Consider the following 19,124-nt stretch of genomic DNA (forward strand, 5'->3'; position numbering starts at 1 on the left):
GTCGTCCGACTCCGGGATCAGTAGGCGGAGTTGACGTTGTCGATGGAGCCGTAGCGGTGGGCGGCGTAGTTGGCGGCCGCGGTGATGTTGGCGACCGGGTCCGTGACGCTCTGGGCGGTGCCGGAGACGTGGTAGGCGTTGAAGGTGGGGTCGATGACCTGGAGCAGGCCCTTGGAGGGGGTGCCCTTCTGCGCGTTCACGTCCCAGTTGTTCTGGGCGGCGGGGTTGCCGCCGGACTCGCGCATGATGTTGCGCTTGAGGCCGTCGTAGCTGCCCGGGATGCCCTTGGCCTTCATGATGCCGAGGGCCTGCTTGATCCAGCCGTCGAGGTTGCCGCTGGTGCCGGCGGTGTGGTTGCTGGAGGCGGTCTTGGCCACCCGGGCGGGTGCCTGCGCCATGTCGGCGGCGTGCGCGTTTGCGGGCATCAGGGTGACGGCGGCGGCCGCGATGCCGGTGGCGGTGAGGCCGGTGAGGGTGAGGGTGCGCAGGCGGGTGGTGAGGGCGGTGTTGATGGCCATGTGGAAGGAACTCTCCAGTGGGGGTCGTCGTCGGAGGGGCGGGGCCCCGCGCTGTGGGCCGGAGCGGGCGGGTGCGGTGTCTCTTCGCCCGGTCCGTTTCGTGGCTTCCAGCAACGACAGCAATGGTTAGCGGGGCGCGGGCCGGAGCGCAATGATGTGACGTACTACCCCACTTCGGAGATATGTCCGTTATTTATGATTTTGCGGGCTTTCTGTGCTGTTCGGGAGGGTGTGGTGCTACGAGGCGCGATAGGACGTGATCTGCGTCCTATGGGTGCCGTCACAGGCGAAGGCCCTGTCTGAGCCCTGCCGGGCCCTTTCGAGCCCTCGCCCGGGGTTCGGCCGGCTCCTAGGGAAATACAGGGTTTCGGGGAGGTGCGGCGGCAGGGCCCTCGACCCCGCACGCGGGGCTTCGTAGCGTGCCTTGCCTGAGGATGCGGGCGGACCGTCCGCGCGCCGCGGATGCGGAGAGGCCATGAGGATCAGTACGGAGCGGCTGGGCAGCGAAATCCGGGCAGGTGCCGTCTCACTCACGACACGCTCCGTGGTGCGCGCGCTGGCGCTGTGCGGGGACCCGGTGATGCGGGTCCTGGGACGCCGCGCGCCGGCGGACCCCTATCCGGACTACGAGCGGATCCGGGCACGGGGCGCGATGGTCGGACATCCGCTCGGGATGCACATCACCACGGACCACGCGATCAGCCGGGCCGCCCTGCGCGACCCGAGGCTGGGGGTGAAACCGGCGCCGGAGCGTCCGGGCGGCATCCCCTGGCAGGTCGCGTCCGGGGAGGAGGCGCGGTACGTCCATCCGCTCGACGAGTCGATACTGGTCCTCAACCCGCCCGAGCACACCCGACTGCGGCGCCTGGCGAGCCCGCTGTTCACCCCGCGGGCGATGCAGGAACTGACCCGGGACGTCGAGAAGGTGGTGGACCGCGTACTGGACCGGGTCGAGGGGCAGGAGCGCTTCGATCTCGTGGCGGACTTCGCCCGCCGGATTCCCATCGAGGTGATCTGTGACCTGTTCGCCCTTCCGGACGCCGACCGCACGGCCTTCGTGCGGTGGGGCCAGGTCCTGGCCAACACCCTGGACGGCATTCGCACCCTGGGCGAGCGCCGGGAGGTGCGGCGTGCCCTGGCGGAGATGACGCGGTTCCTGAGCGCCCTCGTGGAGGAGCGGCGCCGGGACCCCGGCGAGGACATGGTCAGCCGGCTGGTGGCCGGCGAGGTCGACGGCGAGCCGCTGGACGGCCGTACGCTCGTCGCTCTCGTCGGGATCCTGCTGCTCGCCGGCTTCGAGACCACGGTCAACGCGATCTCCGGGGCGGCCGTCGCACTGTTGCGCCATCCCGGGCAGAAGCACCTCCTGCTGGACGACCCCGCGCTCGCCGGCGAGGCCGTCGAGGAGTTCCTGCGCTACGACGCACCGGTGCAGATGCTGGGGCGGATCGCCCTCGAACCGGTCACGCTCGGCGGCGTGTCGCTGCCCGCCGGGGCGATGCTGGTGATCGTGGTCGCCGCGGCCAACCGGGACCCCGCGGTGTTCGAGGAGCCGCACCGCTTCGACCTGCACCGCCCCAACAAGCGCGATCACCTGGCCTTCTCGGCCGGGATCCACTACTGCCTGGGGGCGGGGCTGGCCCGGCTGGAGACCGAGCTCGCCCTGCGGAACCTGTTCGCGCGCCTGCCGCGCCTCGCACCGGCCGGCGAACCCCGGATGCGCCCCATCCGCAACGTCCGCGGGGCCGCTGCCGTGCCGGTCCTGTCCCGAGGGGAGCGGTGAACAGATGACCGGTCACCTTCTCGTCCTCGGCATCCCGGCGCACGGGCACATGCGGCCCCAGCTGGCGGTCACCGAGGAACTGGTCCGGCGCGGACACCGCGTCAGCTTCCTGACCACGGAGGCGTTCGCACCCGCCGTGCGGGCGACGGGCGCCACCGCGCTGGTCCACGATTCTTTGCTGGCGCCGGCCCTCGGCCCGGGGCAGCTGAGGGAACTGACCCCGGACATGCTGGCCTGGTCGGCGGTGCTGTTCCTCCAGGAGAGCGAGAACCTGGTGGCACTCGCCCGCGAGCTGTTCGCCGACGACGTGCCCGACCTGGTCTTCTACGACATGATCGTCTCCTTGGCGGGGAGGTCGCTGGGACTGCTGTGGGACCGCCCCGCCGTGCAGTCCACCCCGTCGATGGCGTCCAACGACCACTACGCGCAGATGGCCGCGATCGCGGAGTTCTCCGGGGTGGGCCGCGACCACCCGGCCGTGGTCGAACTCCTCGGCCGCGAGGCGAAGTTCGCGGCCGGTCACGGCCTCGACCTGGCGCCCGGCCGGCTGGTGGACTGGCGCGCCGAGCGAAACCTGGTGTACGCGCCCCGGGAGTTCCAGCCGGCCGGAGAGACCTTCGGCGCGGAGACGACGTTCGTCGGGGCGTGCCTGTCCCGGGAGTACCTGGCGCAGACCTGGGACGCGCCCGTGGACGGGCTGCCGCTGGTGGTGCTCTCGACGGGCACCCTCTACAACAACCAGCCCGCGTTCTTCCGCACCTGCGTGGACGCCTTCGCCGGGCAGCAGTGGCACGCGGTGGTCACCGTCGGCAACGGCTCGGACCCCGCGGAACTGGGACCGCTGCCGCCCAACGTGTCGGTCCACCGCTGGATCCCGCAGCTGGCGGCGGTGCGCCGGGCCGAGGTGTTCGTCACGGCCGCGGGCCTGGGCAGCCTGATGGAGTCGCTGGCCGCGGGCACCCCGCCGGTGCTGGTGCCGCTGGTGCCGGAGACCCGGGTGCTGTCGCGGCGGGCCGTGGAGCTGGGGCTCGGCACGCTCCTCGACACCGCCGACATCACCGCGGACACCCTGCTGGACGCCGTACGCCGGACGGCCGCCGACCGCGAACTGCGGGACCGGCTGCGGCGCATGTCCCGGGTGATGGAGCAGGCCGGTGGCGCGCCGCGGGCCGCCCTGGCGCTGGAGGCCCTGCTCTGATCAGGTCCTGCGAGGCTCCGTGGTGAGCCCGTCGCGCGCTGCCGTGTCCGACCAGCCGTTGTAGTGCAGCACCTGCTCCAGCGGCTGCCGGGGACCCGGGCGGAAGGTGCTGCGCAGCGGGTGGGCGGTGGGCAACAGGGCACCCTGGTGGACCGTGCGGGGCAGGCCGAGCAGGTCGGCGATCTGCCGCTCGCGGTCCAGGTGGACGGTGGTCCAGGCGGTGACCAGCCCCCTGCTGCGGGCCGCCAGCGCGTAGTTCCAGGCGGCGGGCAGCAGCGAGGACCACAGGCCCGCCTGGTTGCCGGACGGCAGTTCCTCGGAGTCCAGCTGGAGGCACGGGATCACCAGCACCGGCACCTCGTGCAGCCGGTCGGCGAGGTGGCGAGCGGCGGTCAGCACACGCAGGGTGGCGTCCGGGACGTGGTCCGGCTCCCGCAGCGCGGCGCCGTTGCGGGCGTAGAAGGCGGACCGGTACACGTCGGCCACCTGGGAGCGCACCAGCGGGTCGGTGAGCACCAGCCACCGCCAGCGCTGGCGGTTGTTGCCGTTGGGCGCTTGCAGGGCGATGCGCAGACAGCCCTCGACGACCGCGGGATCCACCGGACGCGTCAGGTCGAGACCGCGCCGTACCGAGCGCGTGGTGGTGAGCAGTTCCTCGCCGCTGAGACCGGTCACGGCCGGACCACCGCCTGGAGCACCAGGGCGAGATAGGTGACGACGATGTAGCCCATGGCGGGCGGCAGCGGCCAGGTGCCGCGGCGGGCCGTCAGGAAGCGGTGCGCGGCGGCGACGGGAAGCAGGGCCGCCAGACAGGGCAGCAGACCGAGCACGCCGGCGGGCCGGAAGAGGACCACGTCGCACAGCACGGCCACGGCGACCGGCGCCAGCGCGGCGGCCGCGCCGCCCACGGGCCCCAGCGCCGACGAGTAGAGGCGGTCGTCCGGCACCGACTCCCAGGCGGTCTTGCGGGCGAACTCGAAGTGCAGGAAGACACCGGCGCACAGCCCCAGCAGCGGCAGCGCCCGCCAGTCGGCGGTCACCGGCCCGGACACGGCGAGCGAGAGGTACACGTAGGCGCCGACCAGCACCTGCACCGGATAGGTGACGGCCAGGTTGAGCAGCTGCCCCTCCCGGACCGGCGCGGACAGGCGCTCCACGACGGGCAGCAGGAGCGCGTAGCCGAGCGGCAGCAGGACCAGGAGCGCGGCGACCGGGGAGAGCAGCGCGTTCAGCGCCACCACCACGACGGCGACGGCGGCCATGGCACCGCGCAGCTCCGCCGCGCTGATCGCGCCCGTGACCAGGGGCCGGTCGGGGTGGTGCACGCGGTCGTGGGCGAGGTCCTTCTGCTCGTCCAGCATCCGCAGGAACAGCAGGGTCAGCACGACACTGACGGCGCGTACGGCGGTGGCGCCGGTGGGGCGCCAGGCCGTGCCCGCCAGGGCCACCGCGGAGCCCTCCAGTGCGAGCACCCACAGCACGCCGTAGGCGGCGTAGACCTGTGGGCGGAACCTGCGCAGAACGAAACGGCCCAGGCGGGCCGGGACCAGGGGGAGGGCCACCGCGCTCACGGACGGGAGCCCTCGCCGCGGTCCAGAGCGCGCGGACCGGCGCCAGCACCCGCCGGTTCCGCCCGCTCCGGGGCGGCCAGCCTGATCCGGGCGTCGGCGACGGGCGCGCCGCGCTGGCTCAGCGTGCACGCGATGTCCGAGCCGGGCAGGACGGGGCCCGTGCGGCACTCCAGGGGCAGGTCCAGTTCGCCGAAGGCACGGAACCGGGCGTGCAGGGCCGTCGGCCGCGCCGCGGGCGTCGGCAGGGTCCCGGCCGCCACGGAGGCGACGACCGCCAGCTGCCGGCAGGCCTCCAGCTCCAGCATGCCGGGCACGTGGTCGACCCAGTGGTCGAACATGACCGGGTGCGCGGTGTCGGGCACCAGACGGGCGGCGAGACCGCCGTCCGCGGTGGCCCGGGCGGGGGAGATCACGGCGTTGGCCGCGGACCCGCGATCCACCAGCTCGGGCCGGATCCGCTGCACCGGCGGCGCCACCGGGACGGCGGGCAGCTCCAGACCGGCGCGCCGCACGGCGCGCAGCCTGTCCCACTGCCGCGGCGCCAGCCAGGAGTACTCGATGCCGGCCGTCATGACGTCATGGCCGTCGGCCGTGCACAGGAAGCGCAGCCGCAGGCCCGTCACGCCCGACCTGCCCCGCGCACGGCGCTCGATCCGGGTGCCGATGACCATGTCGGTGGGGAACGCGCACCGCGCCGGCGGCCCGGGTTCGAGGACCTCGAACTCCACGGTCCGCAACAGGAACTTGTGGTCCAGGGGCACGCCGAGGAACTCGTGGGCCACGACGAAGATGCCCTGCCTGCACGCCTCCAGCAGCATCAGGGGATCGTGCCCGGCGCGCGGGGCGAGCGTGTCGTCGTAGAAGGCGTGCAGCCGGGGCAGTTGGGCGGCGAGGACCAGGTCGTCCTCGCCGTGGCGCCGCGCGTCGGTCAGGAAGACCTCGGCGATGGACGCCCGGTGCACCAGGGCCTTGGGCAGGGTCCGGTCGATCTGCATGCTTGCCTTTGCTCCTCAGCGTGTGGGGGTGCGCAGACCGGCGAGGTGTGCGCGCCAGGTGCCGGCGTCGGCGCCGTCCAGGACGGGCGCCCGGCCGGGCTGCCGCATCGGCAGCACCTTCGATCCGACGACGACGGTGTCCCACGGGTCCAGGGCCACGCCGTCCCGCCAGGCCGTCTCCAGCAGTTCGCGCGGCGAGGCGTCCGGGCGCGGCCCGGCGTGGGCGGCGACGGCGGACCGTACGCGCGCCAGGGCCGGTTCGAAGTCGAGCGAGCGCGGCGCGCAGCGGCTGTGGAGGAGCTCGACGAGGTCGACGGCCCGTGCGGTGCGGTCCTTTCCGGCGAGCGCGGAGCGGAACATCTCCTCACGCTGCTCGTCGTCGAAGTGGACGGCCAGCTCGCGCAGGACGTCCGCGGGTTCGTCCGGGGTGTGCACCAGGTTGAGCAGGTAGCTGTAGCGGCCGAGCAGGTGGCGCAGCTGGCCCGGGGTCCTGGCGTCCGGGTCGGTGGGACCCTTCAGCTCGGTGAGCAGGACGGACGCGGGGACGTCGGTGTCGCGCTCGCAGCGGACCAGCAGCACCAGGGAGTCGGTGCTGTGCAGGAACAGCCGGGCGAGTCTGCGGCGCTCGGGGGTGGCGAGGTTCCACTGGTAGAACCAGAGCGAACGGATCATGGTGCGGGTGAGCCGGGTGGTCTCGGCGGCGACGATGCGAAAACCGTTGTCGGCCAGCCAGTCCACGGCGGGCAGCAGCCTGCGGGTGACCACGGCGTCGGGCTTGAGCAGCAGCGCGGCGTGGCGGTGGGTGAAACCGGTGAGGTCGCCGGTGAGGGTGTCGAGCTGCTCGAAGCTCTCCTGGTAGTAGGTGTCCGCGCCGTACAGGCGGCGCTTGCGGGGGTCGCAGGCCAGCAGCGGCGACACCTCGATGCCGTGGACGGACGCGGTGTGCTGGGGCGCGAGGGTGTGCTGGGGGCTCATGCCTGGGTGCTCCCGTCGGTCGGTGCGGGTGCGGGGCGGCGGGGTGGGGCCGCGCCGAGATAGCCGACCCTGAGGCAGTGGTCGAGCAGGCGGCGCAGGTAGGCCGGACCGCCCCTGGGCACCGGGTGGCGGCTGAAGGCGGCGGTGTTCGTGGTGTCGAAGCGGACGCGGCGGCGGAAGTAGCTTTCGTACAGCGACATGACCCGCTCGTGGTAGGCGCGCTCGCGGGCGGGCAGGGCCGCCGCGGAGAAGGACGACGGCGGGACGAACCTGGCCACCCGGAACGAGGGGTACTCGGCGAGCACGTCGGAGAACTCCCGCAGGGTGACGGCCTGTCCGACGGCGTGCAGGGTGAGCCCGCGGGCCTGTGCGAAGCGTTCGCACACCTCGGTGACCACGTCGGCGACGTGGTCCACGGGCACCAGGTCGAGCGCCGCGTCGTAGTGGCCCGGGACGGTGCGGGACAGCCCCTGGGTGATGAGTTTGACGACCGGGTAGAGGGTCTTGAACTCGCGGACGCAGCCGGTGCGGGTGGCTCCGGTGACGATGCTGGGCCGGACCACCGCCACCGGCAGCCCGTCGACGGCGGCTTTGCGCACCAGGGTCTCCGCCTCCAGCTTGCTGCGCTCGTAGGCGTTGCCGAGGCGCTGTCCGACGTCGAGTTCCTCCTCGCGGGCGGTGCCGTCGCGTTCGCCGCACACATAGGCGGTGCTGACGTGGACCAGGGGAATCCCGTGGCCGAGGGCGAGGTCCAGCACGTTGCGGGTGCCGGCCACATTGACGTCCCGGTAGAGCTGTTCGGGCCGGCCGAAGTCGGTGACGGCGGCGCAGTGGACGATGCGGTCGGCCCGCGCCGCGGCCCGCAGGCCCTCGGCGCTCAGGCCGAGCCCGGGACGGGTGACGTCCCCGGACAGCCGCTCCAGCGCGGTCGTCGGGGCGGTGAGCCTCCTGCCGTTGTTGCGGACGATGTCGCCGTTGCTGTGGAGCACGGCCAGCACACGGTGGCCCGCGGCGGTGAGCCGCGCAGTCACCTCGGCTCCCACCAGTCCGCTCGCTCCGGTGACAAGTACGGTCGTCGGGTCGGCCATCGGTCGGTCCTTCACACGTGGTGGCATCAGGCGGCCTGGTGGGGCTGGGCACCGTTGCTGGCGACCAGGTCGCGGGCCTCCTCCAGGGGCAGTTCCGCGTCGAGGTAGGTGCCGATCCGCAGCCAGTCGTAGCCGAGCTCCAGCGTGGCCCGCCAGGTGTCCGCGGAGTCGAAGGACGAGGGGAAGGCATCGGCACCGGCGGTGTCCCGCACCAGGCGGACGAAGTCGCCGAGTTCGGCGCCGAGCCGCTCGCCGTCCTCGGGTGCGGTGACGGCGCGGCCCAGCAACTGCGTCGCGCGGCCGGCAAGCGGCCGGGTGGCCGGCGGCAGCAGCGCCAGACGGCGCACCAGATCGGAGTCGGCCGGCAGCGGGTTGACGCCGTAGGCGCTGAACAGGCCGCGCAGCGCGGCGTGGACGGCGCGCCGGGCGGTCAGTTCGGCGACCTTCCACTGCCCGCGCTGCAGTGCGCCGCGCAGGTCCTCGCGGGCGTTCTCCACCACGACGTTGGACCACACCAGGGCCATCGTCGCCGCGGCGAAGCGCTCGGCCGGCAGCGGGACCAGATCGACGCCGTCCGGTCCGCTGACGGCCGCGCCGTGCACGGAGAGCAGCGGGGCGGCGGAGTGCGGGGGCGGGGTCACCGGGCCGGGCGGGGCGGCCAGCGGCAGGCTCGGGGTGACGGTGCCGGCGCCCTTCCAGGCCAGCCGGATCAGTCCGTAGCGCAGGAAGGCGGCGAGCAGCGAGCCGCAGTCCGCGATGCCGGTCGCCCGCGCGGCGGCCCGTACGTCGGGCAGCGGCCTGCCCAGGACCAGCGACCGCCAGACCGCGCCGGCCCGGTCGCCGAGCGCGAAGACGTCGCGCCGGTCGCGGATGACGTGGACCCGCTCGCCGGTCTGCCAGCTGGTCACCCGGGCCGCGCGTTCGACCGTGAGCCGCTCGGGGCGCAACGGCACGCCGCCGACGCCCAGTTCGGCCGCGAAGGCGAGGCACTCGGCGAGGTACGCGTGCACGGCGGTGGGGTCGCCCTCGGCAGCGCCGGCCGCCGCGTCCAGGGCCCAGTAGCGGTCGCGGACGTCCGGCCGGCCGGCCCTTTCGAGCTGCAGGGAGAGCCACTTGGGTTCGAGGTAGGTCTCGCCCCGGCCGGCCGCCCAGGACTTGACGGTCTGGACCAGGCCGGCCCGGGCCCAGTCGGCCGCCTCGGCGCTCTCGTCGAGGCAGTCGAGCGCCATCGCGTGGCGCAGGGACTGCCGGGCCCGGTGCGCCCACCAGGCGCCGGCGATCTCCCGGAACCGCTCGACGCGGAGCAGGCCCTTGACCTCGGCGACCAGGGCGTGGCCGCGCAACGGGTGGCTGCCCAGGAAGCGCTGGCAGCGGTTGAGGAGGTCTTCGGAGAGCCGGCCGGGCCGCCCGGCGCCCGCTTCGAGGGACGCGAACTGGTCGGCGAGCTGACGCACCGACCGGGTGCGGATCTCGACCCGGCGGCCGTCCACGAACAGCAGCGACGGCATGGTCGGCAGCTGCGCCTCGTCCCGGCCGACGAGCAGGAAGTCGATGTCGGAGGAGGGGTTGCCGAAGCCCTCGGCGATGGAGCCCTCCAGGACGACGGCCCAGTCGGGGCCGGGAGGCAGCGTGGCGAGCGATGTGTCTAGCAGTCCCTGTAACTGCTCCTCGGTGAGGATCATGGTGCGGTGTCTCCGTCCTGCGAAGCTCCGTGCTTCACGACGTGGGCGTGGTGTCGGCGGGCGGGTCGGCCAGCACGGTGACCGTGCCGGCGGCGCCGTCGACGCGCAGCCGGGTGCCGCTGCGGATCTCGGTGGTGACGTTCCTGACCTGTACGACGGTGGGGATGCCCAACTCCCGTGCCACCACGGCGACATGGGTGAGCGGGCTGCCGCGCTCGATGACCAGGGCGGACGCCGAGGGCAGCGCGGTCACCCAGCCGGGGTCGGTGCGATAGGCCAGCAGGATGCCGCCGCCGATGTCGCGCGGGGCGTCGGTGACCACCGCGAGGCCCTCGGCGACGCCGGGGCAGGAGGGGGTGCCGCGCAGTTCCCGGGCTCCGGTGCGGGCGGCGGTGGCGGACCAGCCGGCCCGTTCGAGATTGCCGGACCAGTAGGGGGCGCCGTGCGTGGTGAACCGGGAGGGCGCGTGCAGCGCGGCATCGGCGGCCAGCCGCGCGCGGCGCACGGCCACCAGGTCCGTCAGCTCCGTGTGGGCGATCATTCCCTCGTAGGCGCCGTGCACTTCCTCCAGACGGAGCAGGAACACGTCGTCCCACGCCTCGATCGCACCGCTGCGCGCCAGGTCACGGCCCATGGCGCGGAGCATCCGCTTGGCCGCGCCGAAGGCCCGGGTGCGGCAGAAGCGCAGCCGCTCGCGGTCCGCGAGCGAGGCGCGGGCCTTGCGCCGGACGATCTCGTAGACCCATCGGCGGGGGCCGCGCAGCCGCTCGGCGAGGTAGGAGTCGGCGTCCTCGCCCCGGCGCGGCGCCGCGCCGGAGCCGGGCAGTGCGCCGCGCAGCAGGGTGAAGAGCCCGGCCGGGTCCTCGTGCAGATCCGGGACCTCCAGCTTGAGCTCGTCGGGGCTGCGGTAGCCGTAGGCGGCGATGTACGCGTCGACCGCGGCCAGCACCTCGCCGTGGTCTCCGTCGCGCAGCGCCTGGTACACCTCGTCGTCGGGGGTGCGCTCCAGCAGGGCGCGTACCTCGTCGTCGGCCGCGACGCGCTTGCCCAACTCGGCCAGCGCCCACACCGGTTCGGCCGACTCCAGTCCCTCACCGGGACCGGCGGCGGCCCAGACGAACCATTCCGGGGCGTCGGGCAGCCAGCGGCGGGTGAGCAGGGCCAGCAGCCCGACGGAGAGCAGGATGGCGGCGTCGAGGGCCTGCATCGGCCCCCACTTCTCGATCAGCTCGCGCTGCAGGCGGCGGAAGCGCCGGTACGTCTCCTCGCCCGGCAGCGCGTCGTGGTCGACGTTGTCGAAGACCTCGTAGGACCGGTAGAAATCCCGGTGGAACGTGTCCACGGATTTCCTCATGGTGAGGAATCTGCGGGCGAAGACGGCGGTGCGGTACGCGCGGCTGACACGGCCGCGCAGGCCGGGTCGGGGAGTGAACGGGTGAAGTGTTCCGGCCAGCTCGTCGGAAATGTTTTCCTCGACTCCGAGGGACCTCTCCAGAACGCGCCGGTTCAGCGGGTAAAGGGGCGCCAGTCGCACCATGCGGTACCAGTGCAGAAGGTTGTAGTAGACCCGGCCGTGGAAATAGCCGAGCAGGTGCGGGGTCCATTCCTGGACTTCCCGTAATTGGGCCGGGGGGACGGCGAGGGCACGGGCGTAGCTCTCGTAGACCTTGGCGTAGGTGTCGGCCGCGAAGCTGTAGGTGAGGGGGGAGACGACGCCGCTGAAGCTCTCGATGATGTTGGAGTTGTCCCAGATGCGCAGCTCGGCCCGCGGCTCCCCGGCGGACGCCGGGGCGCGCCGGTCGGCGGGGCCGGCGAGCGGGCCGGTGACGGGGCGGCTCTGCAGGATCCAGACCTCGCCGTCGGCGATCGCCCACTCGATGTCCTGCGGCGTGCCGTAGTGCTCGGCCACCCGGACGCCGAGGCCGTGCAGCCGGGTCAGGTCCTCGTCGCTCAGGGCCAGGACCTCCCGGTCCGCCGCGGCGACGGGCCGCACCTCGCAGCCGGGGCCGGCACCGGCGCCGTAGCTCTCCCGCTTCTCGCCGACGACGGTGTGCAGCCGCTCGCCGGTGACGGCGTCCAGGGCGACCGTGTCGGCGTCGACGGCGCCGGAGACCAGCCCCTCGCCCAGCCCGTAGACGGCGCTGACCAGGTACCGGTCGGTGGCACCGGTCGTGGGGTCGACGGTGAACAGGACGCCACTGCGCTCGGCCGGGACCATGCGCTGCACGACGACGGCGACACCCGTCGCCGACAGCGCGAGGCCGCGCTGCGCGCGGTAGCGCAGGGACCGCTCCGAGAAGCCGGAGGCCCAGCAGCGGCGGACGTGGGCGACGACGTCGTCGAGACCGCGGACGTTGAGGAAACTGTCGAACTGGCCGGCGAAGGAGTGCTCGGCCCCGTCCTCCTCCGCGCCCGACGAGCGGACCGCCACCGGGCCGCCGCCGACGTGCTCGTAGGCCCGCCGGACGGCGTCGGTGACGGCCTCGTCCGGCGGGGCGTCCGTGATGAGAGCGGCGATCTCCGCGGCCGTCTCCGCCGCCGTCCGTTCCTCGCCGTTCTGGCCGTCGCCGGTCAGGAGTTTCGCGAGGCGCTCCTCCAGTCCGTTGCGCCGGGCGAATGCCGCGAAGACGTCGGTGCCGAGCACCGCCCATTCGGGGACCTGGAATCCGGCGGCCGTCAGGGAGTGGAGATTCTTTGCCTTTCCCCCGGCTTCCGGCGATGCTTCAGACCTTTGCTCGGATCCCGCGCTGAGCGACACCACGGATTCCCTCCGGCTGGGTGATCGATTCCATTTCCCACGGTGGCAGCGGCGGGGACACATCGAAAACCCTCGCCCGACGGCTGTGGGTGTTCACCTATATTTTGGGAGGAAGTCGCCTGCTTCGGTGGAAAGTTCGGTGCGCAACGGCTCCAGACCGGGCCAGACGACGGCGGTCGAGCCCCAGGTGAGTCCGCCGCCGAAGCCGGTCAGCACCACCTTCTGACCGGGTGTCAGTTCGCCCTCGGCGGTGGCGTCGGCGAGCGCGAGGGGGATCGAGGCGGCGACCGTGTTCCCCAGGTCGGCGATGTTGGTGCGGAACCGCTCGACGGGCACGCCGAGCTGCCGGGCCACCGCCGCCAGGATACGGGAGTTGGCCTGGTGGAACACGAAGGAGTCGACCTCCTCCACGGCCCAGCCGGTCCGCGCGGCGATGTCCTGCGCCGACTCGGCCATCCGGCTCACCGCCTGCTTGAAGACGGCCTGTCCCCGCATCGAGAAGTAGGTGTCCTCCGCCTTGGCCGGCAGGCCCGTGGACCGCTGGCGCGATCCGCCGGCGCCCATCCCGATCAGGTCCACGGACGAGCCGTCGCTGCCCAGGCTGAAGTCCAGCAGCGCACCGGGCTCCGTCCGGGAACCGGCGCGCAGCAGCACCGCGCCCGCACCGTCGCCGAACACCACCCGGGTCGCCCGGTCCTCGGGGTCGAGGATGGTGGAGAACGTGTCGGCGCCGATCACCAGCACGCTGTCCACGACCCCCAGGGAGATGAGCCCGGCCCCGGACGCCAGGGCGTACACGAAGCCGGTGCACACGGCCTGCACGTCGAACGCGGGCACCGGGCCCAGCCCGATCCGGCTCGCCACGTTCGGGGCGGTCGCCGGGCAGAGCTGGTCCGGTGTGCTGGTGGCGAGGACGACCGCGCCCGCGTCGGCCGTTCCCGCCGAGGCGAGGGCGTTCCGCGCCGCCTCGACCGCGAGGTCGCTCGTGGCCTGCCCGGGCGCGATCGCGCGACGCTGTCGGATCCCGGTGCGGCGGCGGATCCACGCGTCGTCGGTGTCGAGCACGCCGGCCAGGTCGTCGTTGGTGACCACGGTCTGCGGCACCGCCGCGCCCAGCCCGGCGACGACCGCCGCGCGGTCCGGTGACCGCGGCCCGCCGGCCGTCCGTCCGTACCTCTCGTTTCCCGGCTTCACGGCACCTCACCTCATCGCTGTCGGCGCAACACACGAACAGAGAACGGCAAACCGGCACACGTGGGTTGCCGGACCCCGGTCGCCTAGGTGAACTCCTACAACCCCGCGGCGAGCCTGGAGCTTTCGTGCCGACCGGTGTGTCCTCGACCGTGGAGGCACCCGGCGCAGCCGCGCCAACTCCCGCCTCCGACACGCCAGTTGCCGTACCCCCGCGCCGGGCCGACGATGGAGGCTCCCCTCGTGATCCGTATCGACCACGCCCGCGTCTTCGACGGCGAGGGGGTCCTGGACGACGTCTCCGTGTTTGTCGACGCCGGGCGCGTGGCCGCGGTGACGCCCACCGCGACGGCGGCCGCCGACCCGGCCGCGGCGAGGGCGGACGAGGTGATCGACGGCACCGGTCACACCCTGCTCCCGGGACTGATCGACGGTCACACCCATGTGATGGGAACCCTGCACAACCTGCGGCTGGCGCTGACGTTCGGTGTCACCACCGAGGTCGACCTGTTCAGCTTCCCGGCCGACCTGACCGGCTGGCTCTGCGACACGGCCGCGCACCGCGACGACCTCGCCGATCTGCGCAGCGCCGGAACCGTGATCTGCGCGCCCGGCGGCCACCCGGCGGCGACGATGCCGTTCCTGCCCACGCTCGACGGCCCGGCGGCCGCCGGGGACCAGGTGAGGCTGCGTCAGAAGGAGGGCGCCCACGTCATCAAGCTGATGCTCGACGACGGTTGCCACCACGGCGCCGACCTCCCGACACTGGACCCGGTCACCGTGGCGGCGGTGGCCGACGCGGCGCGGTCGGCGGGCCTGCCGACCGTCGCGCACGTGGCCGACGTCGCGACGGTGCGGACCGCGCTGGAGGCCGGCGTAGACGCGGTCACCCACGTCCCGCCGACGGCACCGCTGCCGCAGGAGGTGGTGGACCGGGCCGCCGCCGAAGGCCGGTTCTTCATCCCCACCCTCGCGATGATGGAGATGTCCTGCGGCGCCCCCGGAGGCCGGGCCCTCGCCGCCGACACGCGCATCGCCGGCCGCCTGCCCGCGGACGCCCTCGCCGCGCTCACCGGCGGCACCGAGGGGCTCTGCGTGACCGTACCGTCGCCGGAGCTGGACTTCGGGAACGCACTGGAGTCCACCCGCCGGCTCCACGCGTCCGGCGTGCGGCTGGTGGCGGGGAGCGATGCCAACAACGCGCCGGGCCGGGCCTGTCCGGTGGTGCACGGCGTGGCACTCCACCGCGAACTCGAACTCCTGGTCGCGGCCGGACTCAGTCCCGTCGAGGCGCTGCGGGCCGCGACCGCGACGCCCGCCCGTCTCTTCGGGCTGTCCGACCGCGGACGCATCGCCCCGGGGCTGCGGGCGGATCTGGTGCTGGTCGAGGGCGACGCGACCACCGACATCACCGCCACCCGGGCCGTGCGGCGCGTCTGGCGCCGCGGCGTGCCCTTCGACCGCGAGGCGGCCCGTGCCGCGTGGCGGTCCGGCGCACAGGTCCCGACGGCCGGCCCGGGCTCCGCGGTGGGCTCGGGCTCCGCCCGCGTCGCCACCACCGTCGGCGGCGCCGAACTGACGGCCGTCGGCTCCACCGCACTGGCGGTGGCGGCGGCGCGCGCCGCCGAGAGCGGCCGTCCCGACCGGCTGTTCCAGGACCCGGTCGCGGTCCAGGTCGCCGTGGCCGCGGGCGGCGCACTCGCGGCGTGGTCCGGCCCGCGCGGCGAACTGCTGCGCCAGGCCATGGGGGACTACTTCGCCCTGCGCACGCGCTACTTCGACGACTGGCTCCGCGAGGCGGTCGCCGCCGGCTGTCGTCAGGTCGTCGTCCTCGCGGCCGGTCTGGACGCCAGGGCGTTCCGCCTGGACTGGCCGGCACCCGTGCGGGTCTTCGAGATCGACCGGGCCGACGTCCTCACCTTCAAGGACAAGATCATCACCGGCCGGGTCCCGCTCTTCGGCAGCGAGCGGATCCCGGTGACCTGCGATCTGCGCGACGACTGGCCCGGCGCCCTGCGGGAGCACGGCTTCGACCCCGGGCTGCCGACCGCCTGGCTGGTCGAGGGCATCATGGTCTACCTCACCGAGGAGGAGGGCGACGGCCTTCTCGCGCGGCTCGGCGCCCTCAGCGCGCCCGCCAGCCGCATAGCGGTCGAGTACGGCAGCCGGGCGATGTTCCACACCGGCAACACCCGCACGGCGCTCGACGCCACCACCGGGACCGACACCCTGCACACGCTCGCCGCGCTGTGGCGCAACGAGAGCACCGTGGACCCCCTCGCCCGGCTGGCCGCGCACGGCTGGACCGCCACCACGCGCGAATTGGCCGACCTCGCGGCGGAACACGGCCGGCCCACGCCTGCCGCGTTCGACCCGCGACAGCCCGGCACCGCCCGCATCACGCTGCTCAGCGGCCACCGGCACACCTCACCCGACCCGAGCTGACGAACGGCCCTGGACGGGGCGCCACCGGCCGGTGGCGCACCCCCGCGCGGTCACAGAAATGCGCCTGCGGCACGGGTGTGCGCCGTCCGGTGACTATTTGGGCAGGCCCGGGAACAGGTTCGTGAACGGTTCCGCGGTCACCGCGATGCCCCGGCTGTAGGGGGCGTCGAAGTCCCAGATGAGGAACAGCATGAAGGCGATGGTCGCGGAGAACAGCCCGGCCAGCGCCAGTTCGCGCGCGGTGCGCCGGATCTGGAGCGCGAACACCATGCCGACGGTGACCAGCCCGCCGACGAGCAGCCCCCACCACACCACCGACGGCATGGTGGCCCCGGTGGAGTCGGAGCGGGCGTTGCGGGCCTGGTCGGCCGCGGTCATCTGGTCCAGCAGCGGCTGGTAGGCCTGCGCCTCGAAGTCGTTCCTCGGCTTGTAGTCGGTGACGTCCTGGCGCACCTTCTGGAGCAGCGCGGAACCGCGGTCGGTGACCCGCTCGTCGTCCGCCATCGTCTTCCACTCGTGGTCGACGACGTAGGAGACGTAGGCGTCGACGTCGTTGCGGATCCGGTCCCGCACGTCCGGCGGATAGACCCGGACCCGCTCCGAGATCTCGTGCAGCGCCTGGGCCTCGTTCTGCACGTAGTCACCGGCGGAACTGCGGGCCTCCCACACGCCCGCGATGGCGAGGCCCAGGACGATGGCGTACACGACGCCGATCCACATCGTCATGTACTCGATGACGTCCGGGGTCTCGCTGGGGTCCTCGTCCTCGGGAGCCCGCCTGTTGCGCACGAAGGTGACGAGCACCACCACGGCACAGGCGCCCAGCATCGCGAGGACGAGAACAAGCCAATCCGGCAACGGATACCTCCAAGGGTGAGCGGGCCGGCGCGTCAGCGCGGGCGCAGGGCCGCGACGGCGACGATCGCGGGGACGGTGATGAGCAGGACGTAGGTGACCGGCGAGGTGGTGCTCGGCGCCGGGTGGCGGACGGGGTGGGGGTGGTACACGGGATAGCGCACCGGGGCCACCAAGGGCCGGGGTGCCGACTTCGGCACCGGCGGCGGCGTGGGCTTCGGCACCGGCCGGGGAGCCGGGGGAGCCGGGGGCGGCGGCGCGGGCCGGGCCGGGGGCCGCGGCCTCGGGGCGGGCTTCGGGGAGTGTCTCGGCGTCGGACGCGGACGCGGCGCCGGCTTCGGCGGTGGCGGCGGCGGTGGTTTCGGGGTCGGGGTGGGCTTCGGCGGGCACGGGGGCGGGGGCGGTGTGGGGCAGGGCGGGTCGGGCCAGTGGGAGCCGTCACCGGCCCACGCCACCGCCACCGTGCCGTCCGGTCCCGTGGAGGCGTACGCGCAGGCGTCGGCCGACGCGCTGCCGGCCGGCCAGCCCACCAGGGTCCAGCCCAGCGTCAACACGGCCAACACCCTTACGGCGGGCGCGCATCGGGTCACTTCGGGTCCATGCACGACGACGATCATGAGGGGCGAAATCCGGAAGTACGCCGTAGTGCCGTGGGATTGATCCGAAGGGAGGACATCTCATGATCAATGGTTTGACGCGCCGAAGCGCACGGTTGGCGTGAAACATGCGCCGGCGCGCGCCGGTGGCGCACAGGTGCCGGAAAGAAATTCCCGGCACCGTTGAACACTCACGCCCCTCCGGTGCGTACCCATGGCCGTGCGGCGGCGCGTCAGGGCGCTGCAACATCCAGGCGAAAATGGGGAGTTGACGATGAAGACCTCCTGGCGGACCGTCTCACTGGCGGCGACAGCCGTCTCGGTGCTGGCGTTGACGACGGCGTGCGGTCAGGACAACAGCACCACCCCGGCCTCCGCGGCCCAGAACGTCGGAGCCACCGCGCCCGCGGGCAGCCCGACCACCGGCGCCGGTGTCGGCACGGGGGCCGCCAACGGGTACGGCGCCGACGGCAACCAGAGCTCCGCCTCCCCGACCCCGGCCGCCCCGGCGGGCAAGCTCACCGTGGCCGCCAACCCCGACCTCGGCAACGTGCTGACCGACGGCTCCGGCCTCACCCTCTACCGGTTCGACAAGGACACGGCCAACCCGCCCAAGTCGAACTGCGCCGGTGACTGCGCCACCACCTGGCCGCCGGTGCCCGCCGGGGACGCCAGCGCCGGGGCCGGCGTCGACAAGTCGCTGCTCGGCTCGGTCACCCGCGCCGACGGCACCAAGCAGCTCACCATCGGCGGGTGGCCGGCGTACCGCTACGTGAAGGACGTCAACGGCGGTGACGTCAACGGTCAGGGCGTGGGCGGCAAGTGGTTCGCGCTGGCCCCCAACGGCAAGAAGGCCTCGCTGGCCGCCCTGCCGGGCCTGTCCGTGCGCAAGGATCCCAAGCTCGGCGACATCATCGTCGACAAGAACGGCAGGACCGTCTACCGCTTCCTGAAGGACAAGGCCTGGCCCAAGGTCATCTCGAACTGCACCGGTGCCTGCCTGGTGAAGTGGCCGGCCGTCGCTCCGGTCAAGGCCGACGACACGCAGGGCGTCAAGAAGAAGGGCCTGATGGGCTTCACCCGTCCCGACGGCACGCCGCAGATGACCGTCAACTGCTGGCCGATCTACACCTTCTCCGGGGACAAGGCCCCCGGTGACACCAACGGTCAGGGCGTGGGCGGCACGTGGTACGCCGTCTCGCCCGACGGCAAGCCGGTCGGCGCCCCGGGCAAGTAGATCACCTCCCCAGGGTCGATCATCCCGCCCGGCCCGGAGCGCCACCGTGGTCCGCCCCCTCCGCAACCGCACGGAGGGGGCGGACCGTTGTGCTGTGCGCGGGCGTCCCGGACTCGAACAGCCATGACCCAGCGGGGTCGTACGGGCACATGCCGCAGGCAGTGACCGGGAACGGATGGTCAATTTCCGGTTCGGGTCGCTCCTTCGGCGGGCGATCAGTAGCCTCAGCTCG

At 73.3% G+C, this 19,124-nt stretch carries 15 protein-coding genes; 4 read left to right on the forward strand and 11 right to left on the reverse strand.

Annotation, left to right across the window (positions count from 1 at the left end; genetic code table 11):
- Positions 1–17: 17 nt before the first annotated feature.
- The gene (locus AC4OXY_RS41580) at positions 18–518 is read right to left on the reverse strand and encodes a transglycosylase SLT domain-containing protein (protein ID WP_356033965.1); all 501 of its coding nucleotides are present in this window, start codon (positions 516–518) and stop codon (positions 18–20) included.
- A gap of 475 nt (positions 519–993) precedes the next feature.
- Here AC4OXY_RS41580 and AC4OXY_RS41585 point away from each other — a divergent pair, with 475 nt between their 5' ends.
- Positions 994–2,301 (forward strand): cytochrome P450, encoded by a 1,308-nt coding sequence (locus tag AC4OXY_RS41585; RefSeq protein ID WP_491992305.1) that lies wholly within the window; start codon positions 994–996, stop codon positions 2,299–2,301.
- Between the two features lie 4 nt (positions 2,302–2,305).
- Positions 2,306–3,499: a macrolide family glycosyltransferase gene (locus AC4OXY_RS41590; RefSeq protein WP_491992306.1), complete on the forward strand. Its 1,194-nt coding sequence runs from the start codon at positions 2,306–2,308 to the stop codon at positions 3,497–3,499.
- Here the strand turns inward: AC4OXY_RS41590 and AC4OXY_RS41595 are convergent, their stop codons facing one another.
- Genes AC4OXY_RS41595 through AC4OXY_RS41630 form a run of 8 tightly spaced genes read right to left on the reverse strand, consistent with a single transcriptional unit; the run spans position 3,500 to position 13,762 of the window.
- Entirely contained in the window at positions 3,500–4,174 is a 675-nt protein-coding gene (locus tag AC4OXY_RS41595) for a nitroreductase family protein (protein WP_491992307.1), read from the reverse strand.
- Positions 4,171–5,070, reverse strand: coding sequence for a hypothetical protein (locus tag AC4OXY_RS41600; protein WP_491992308.1), 900 nt, complete (start codon positions 5,068–5,070; stop codon positions 4,171–4,173). Before AC4OXY_RS41600 ends, AC4OXY_RS41595 begins: the two co-directional genes overlap by 4 nt.
- On the reverse strand, positions 5,067–6,065 hold the full coding sequence (locus AC4OXY_RS41605) for a ScbA/BarX family gamma-butyrolactone biosynthesis protein (RefSeq protein WP_491992309.1): 999 nt from the start codon (positions 6,063–6,065) through the stop codon (positions 5,067–5,069). The genes AC4OXY_RS41600 and AC4OXY_RS41605 overlap by 4 nt, the downstream gene beginning before the upstream one ends.
- A gap of 15 nt (positions 6,066–6,080) precedes the next feature.
- Positions 6,081–7,040 (reverse strand): nucleoside-diphosphate kinase, encoded by a 960-nt coding sequence (locus AC4OXY_RS41610; RefSeq protein WP_491992310.1) that lies wholly within the window; start codon positions 7,038–7,040, stop codon positions 6,081–6,083.
- Positions 7,037–8,128, reverse strand: coding sequence for an SDR family oxidoreductase (locus AC4OXY_RS41615; protein WP_376292890.1), 1,092 nt, complete (start codon positions 8,126–8,128; stop codon positions 7,037–7,039). Before AC4OXY_RS41615 ends, AC4OXY_RS41610 begins: the two co-directional genes overlap by 4 nt.
- Positions 8,129–8,154: 26 nt before the next feature.
- Positions 8,155–9,810, reverse strand: coding sequence for a nucleotidyltransferase family protein (locus AC4OXY_RS41620; RefSeq protein WP_491992311.1), 1,656 nt, complete (start codon positions 9,808–9,810; stop codon positions 8,155–8,157).
- A 34-nt stretch (positions 9,811–9,844) separates the two neighbouring features.
- Positions 9,845–12,631: a phosphoenolpyruvate synthase gene (locus AC4OXY_RS41625; protein ID WP_491992312.1), complete on the reverse strand. Its 2,787-nt coding sequence runs from the start codon at positions 12,629–12,631 to the stop codon at positions 9,845–9,847.
- 30 nt (positions 12,632–12,661) lie between these two features.
- Positions 12,662–13,762, reverse strand: a complete 1,101-nt coding sequence (locus AC4OXY_RS41630) for a beta-ketoacyl-ACP synthase III (protein ID WP_376292898.1) — start codon at positions 13,760–13,762, stop codon at positions 12,662–12,664.
- Positions 13,763–14,002: 240 nt separating this feature from the next.
- Here AC4OXY_RS41630 and AC4OXY_RS41635 point away from each other — a divergent pair, with 240 nt between their 5' ends.
- Positions 14,003–16,204 (forward strand): SAM-dependent methyltransferase, encoded by a 2,202-nt coding sequence (locus AC4OXY_RS41635; protein ID WP_491992313.1) that lies wholly within the window; start codon positions 14,003–14,005, stop codon positions 16,202–16,204.
- Between the two features lie 93 nt (positions 16,205–16,297).
- Here the strand turns inward: AC4OXY_RS41635 and AC4OXY_RS41640 are convergent, their stop codons facing one another.
- Together AC4OXY_RS41640 and AC4OXY_RS41645 are read right to left on the reverse strand one after the other, a co-directional pair.
- Positions 16,298–17,062, reverse strand: coding sequence for a bestrophin-like domain (locus AC4OXY_RS41640; RefSeq protein ID WP_356033027.1), 765 nt, complete (start codon positions 17,060–17,062; stop codon positions 16,298–16,300).
- 32 nt (positions 17,063–17,094) lie between these two features.
- Positions 17,095–17,223, reverse strand: a complete 129-nt coding sequence (locus AC4OXY_RS41645) for a hypothetical protein (RefSeq protein WP_356033025.1) — start codon at positions 17,221–17,223, stop codon at positions 17,095–17,097.
- 706 nt (positions 17,224–17,929) lie between these two features.
- On the opposite strand from AC4OXY_RS41645, the gene AC4OXY_RS41650 reads away from it, so the two are divergent.
- The gene (locus AC4OXY_RS41650) at positions 17,930–18,892 is read left to right on the forward strand and encodes an SCO0930 family lipoprotein (protein ID WP_356033022.1); all 963 of its coding nucleotides are present in this window, start codon (positions 17,930–17,932) and stop codon (positions 18,890–18,892) included.
- Positions 18,893–19,124 lie beyond the last annotated feature (232 nt).

It is taken from the genome of Streptomyces sp. HUAS MG56 (assembly GCF_058673395.1).

Coding starts and splice junctions, on each gene's coding strand:
- AC4OXY_RS41580 (WP_356033965.1), bottom strand. CDS start 518: ATGGCCATCAACACCGCCCTCACCACCCGCCTGCGCACCCTCACCCTC.
- AC4OXY_RS41585 (WP_491992305.1), top strand. CDS start 994: ATGAGGATCAGTACGGAGCGGCTGGGCAGCGAAATCCGGGCAGGTGCC.
- AC4OXY_RS41590 (WP_491992306.1), top strand. CDS start 2,306: ATGACCGGTCACCTTCTCGTCCTCGGCATCCCGGCGCACGGGCACATG.
- AC4OXY_RS41605 (WP_491992309.1), bottom strand. CDS start 6,065: ATGCAGATCGACCGGACCCTGCCCAAGGCCCTGGTGCACCGGGCGTCC.
- AC4OXY_RS41610 (WP_491992310.1), bottom strand. CDS start 7,040: ATGAGCCCCCAGCACACCCTCGCGCCCCAGCACACCGCGTCCGTCCAC.
- AC4OXY_RS41615 (WP_376292890.1), bottom strand. CDS start 8,128: ATGGCCGACCCGACGACCGTACTTGTCACCGGAGCGAGCGGACTGGTG.
- AC4OXY_RS41620 (WP_491992311.1), bottom strand. CDS start 9,810: ATGATCCTCACCGAGGAGCAGTTACAGGGACTGCTAGACACATCGCTC.
- AC4OXY_RS41625 (WP_491992312.1), bottom strand. CDS start 12,631: ATGTGTCCCCGCCGCTGCCACCGTGGGAAATGGAATCGATCACCCAGC.
- AC4OXY_RS41650 (WP_356033022.1), top strand. CDS start 17,930: ATGAAGACCTCCTGGCGGACCGTCTCACTGGCGGCGACAGCCGTCTCG.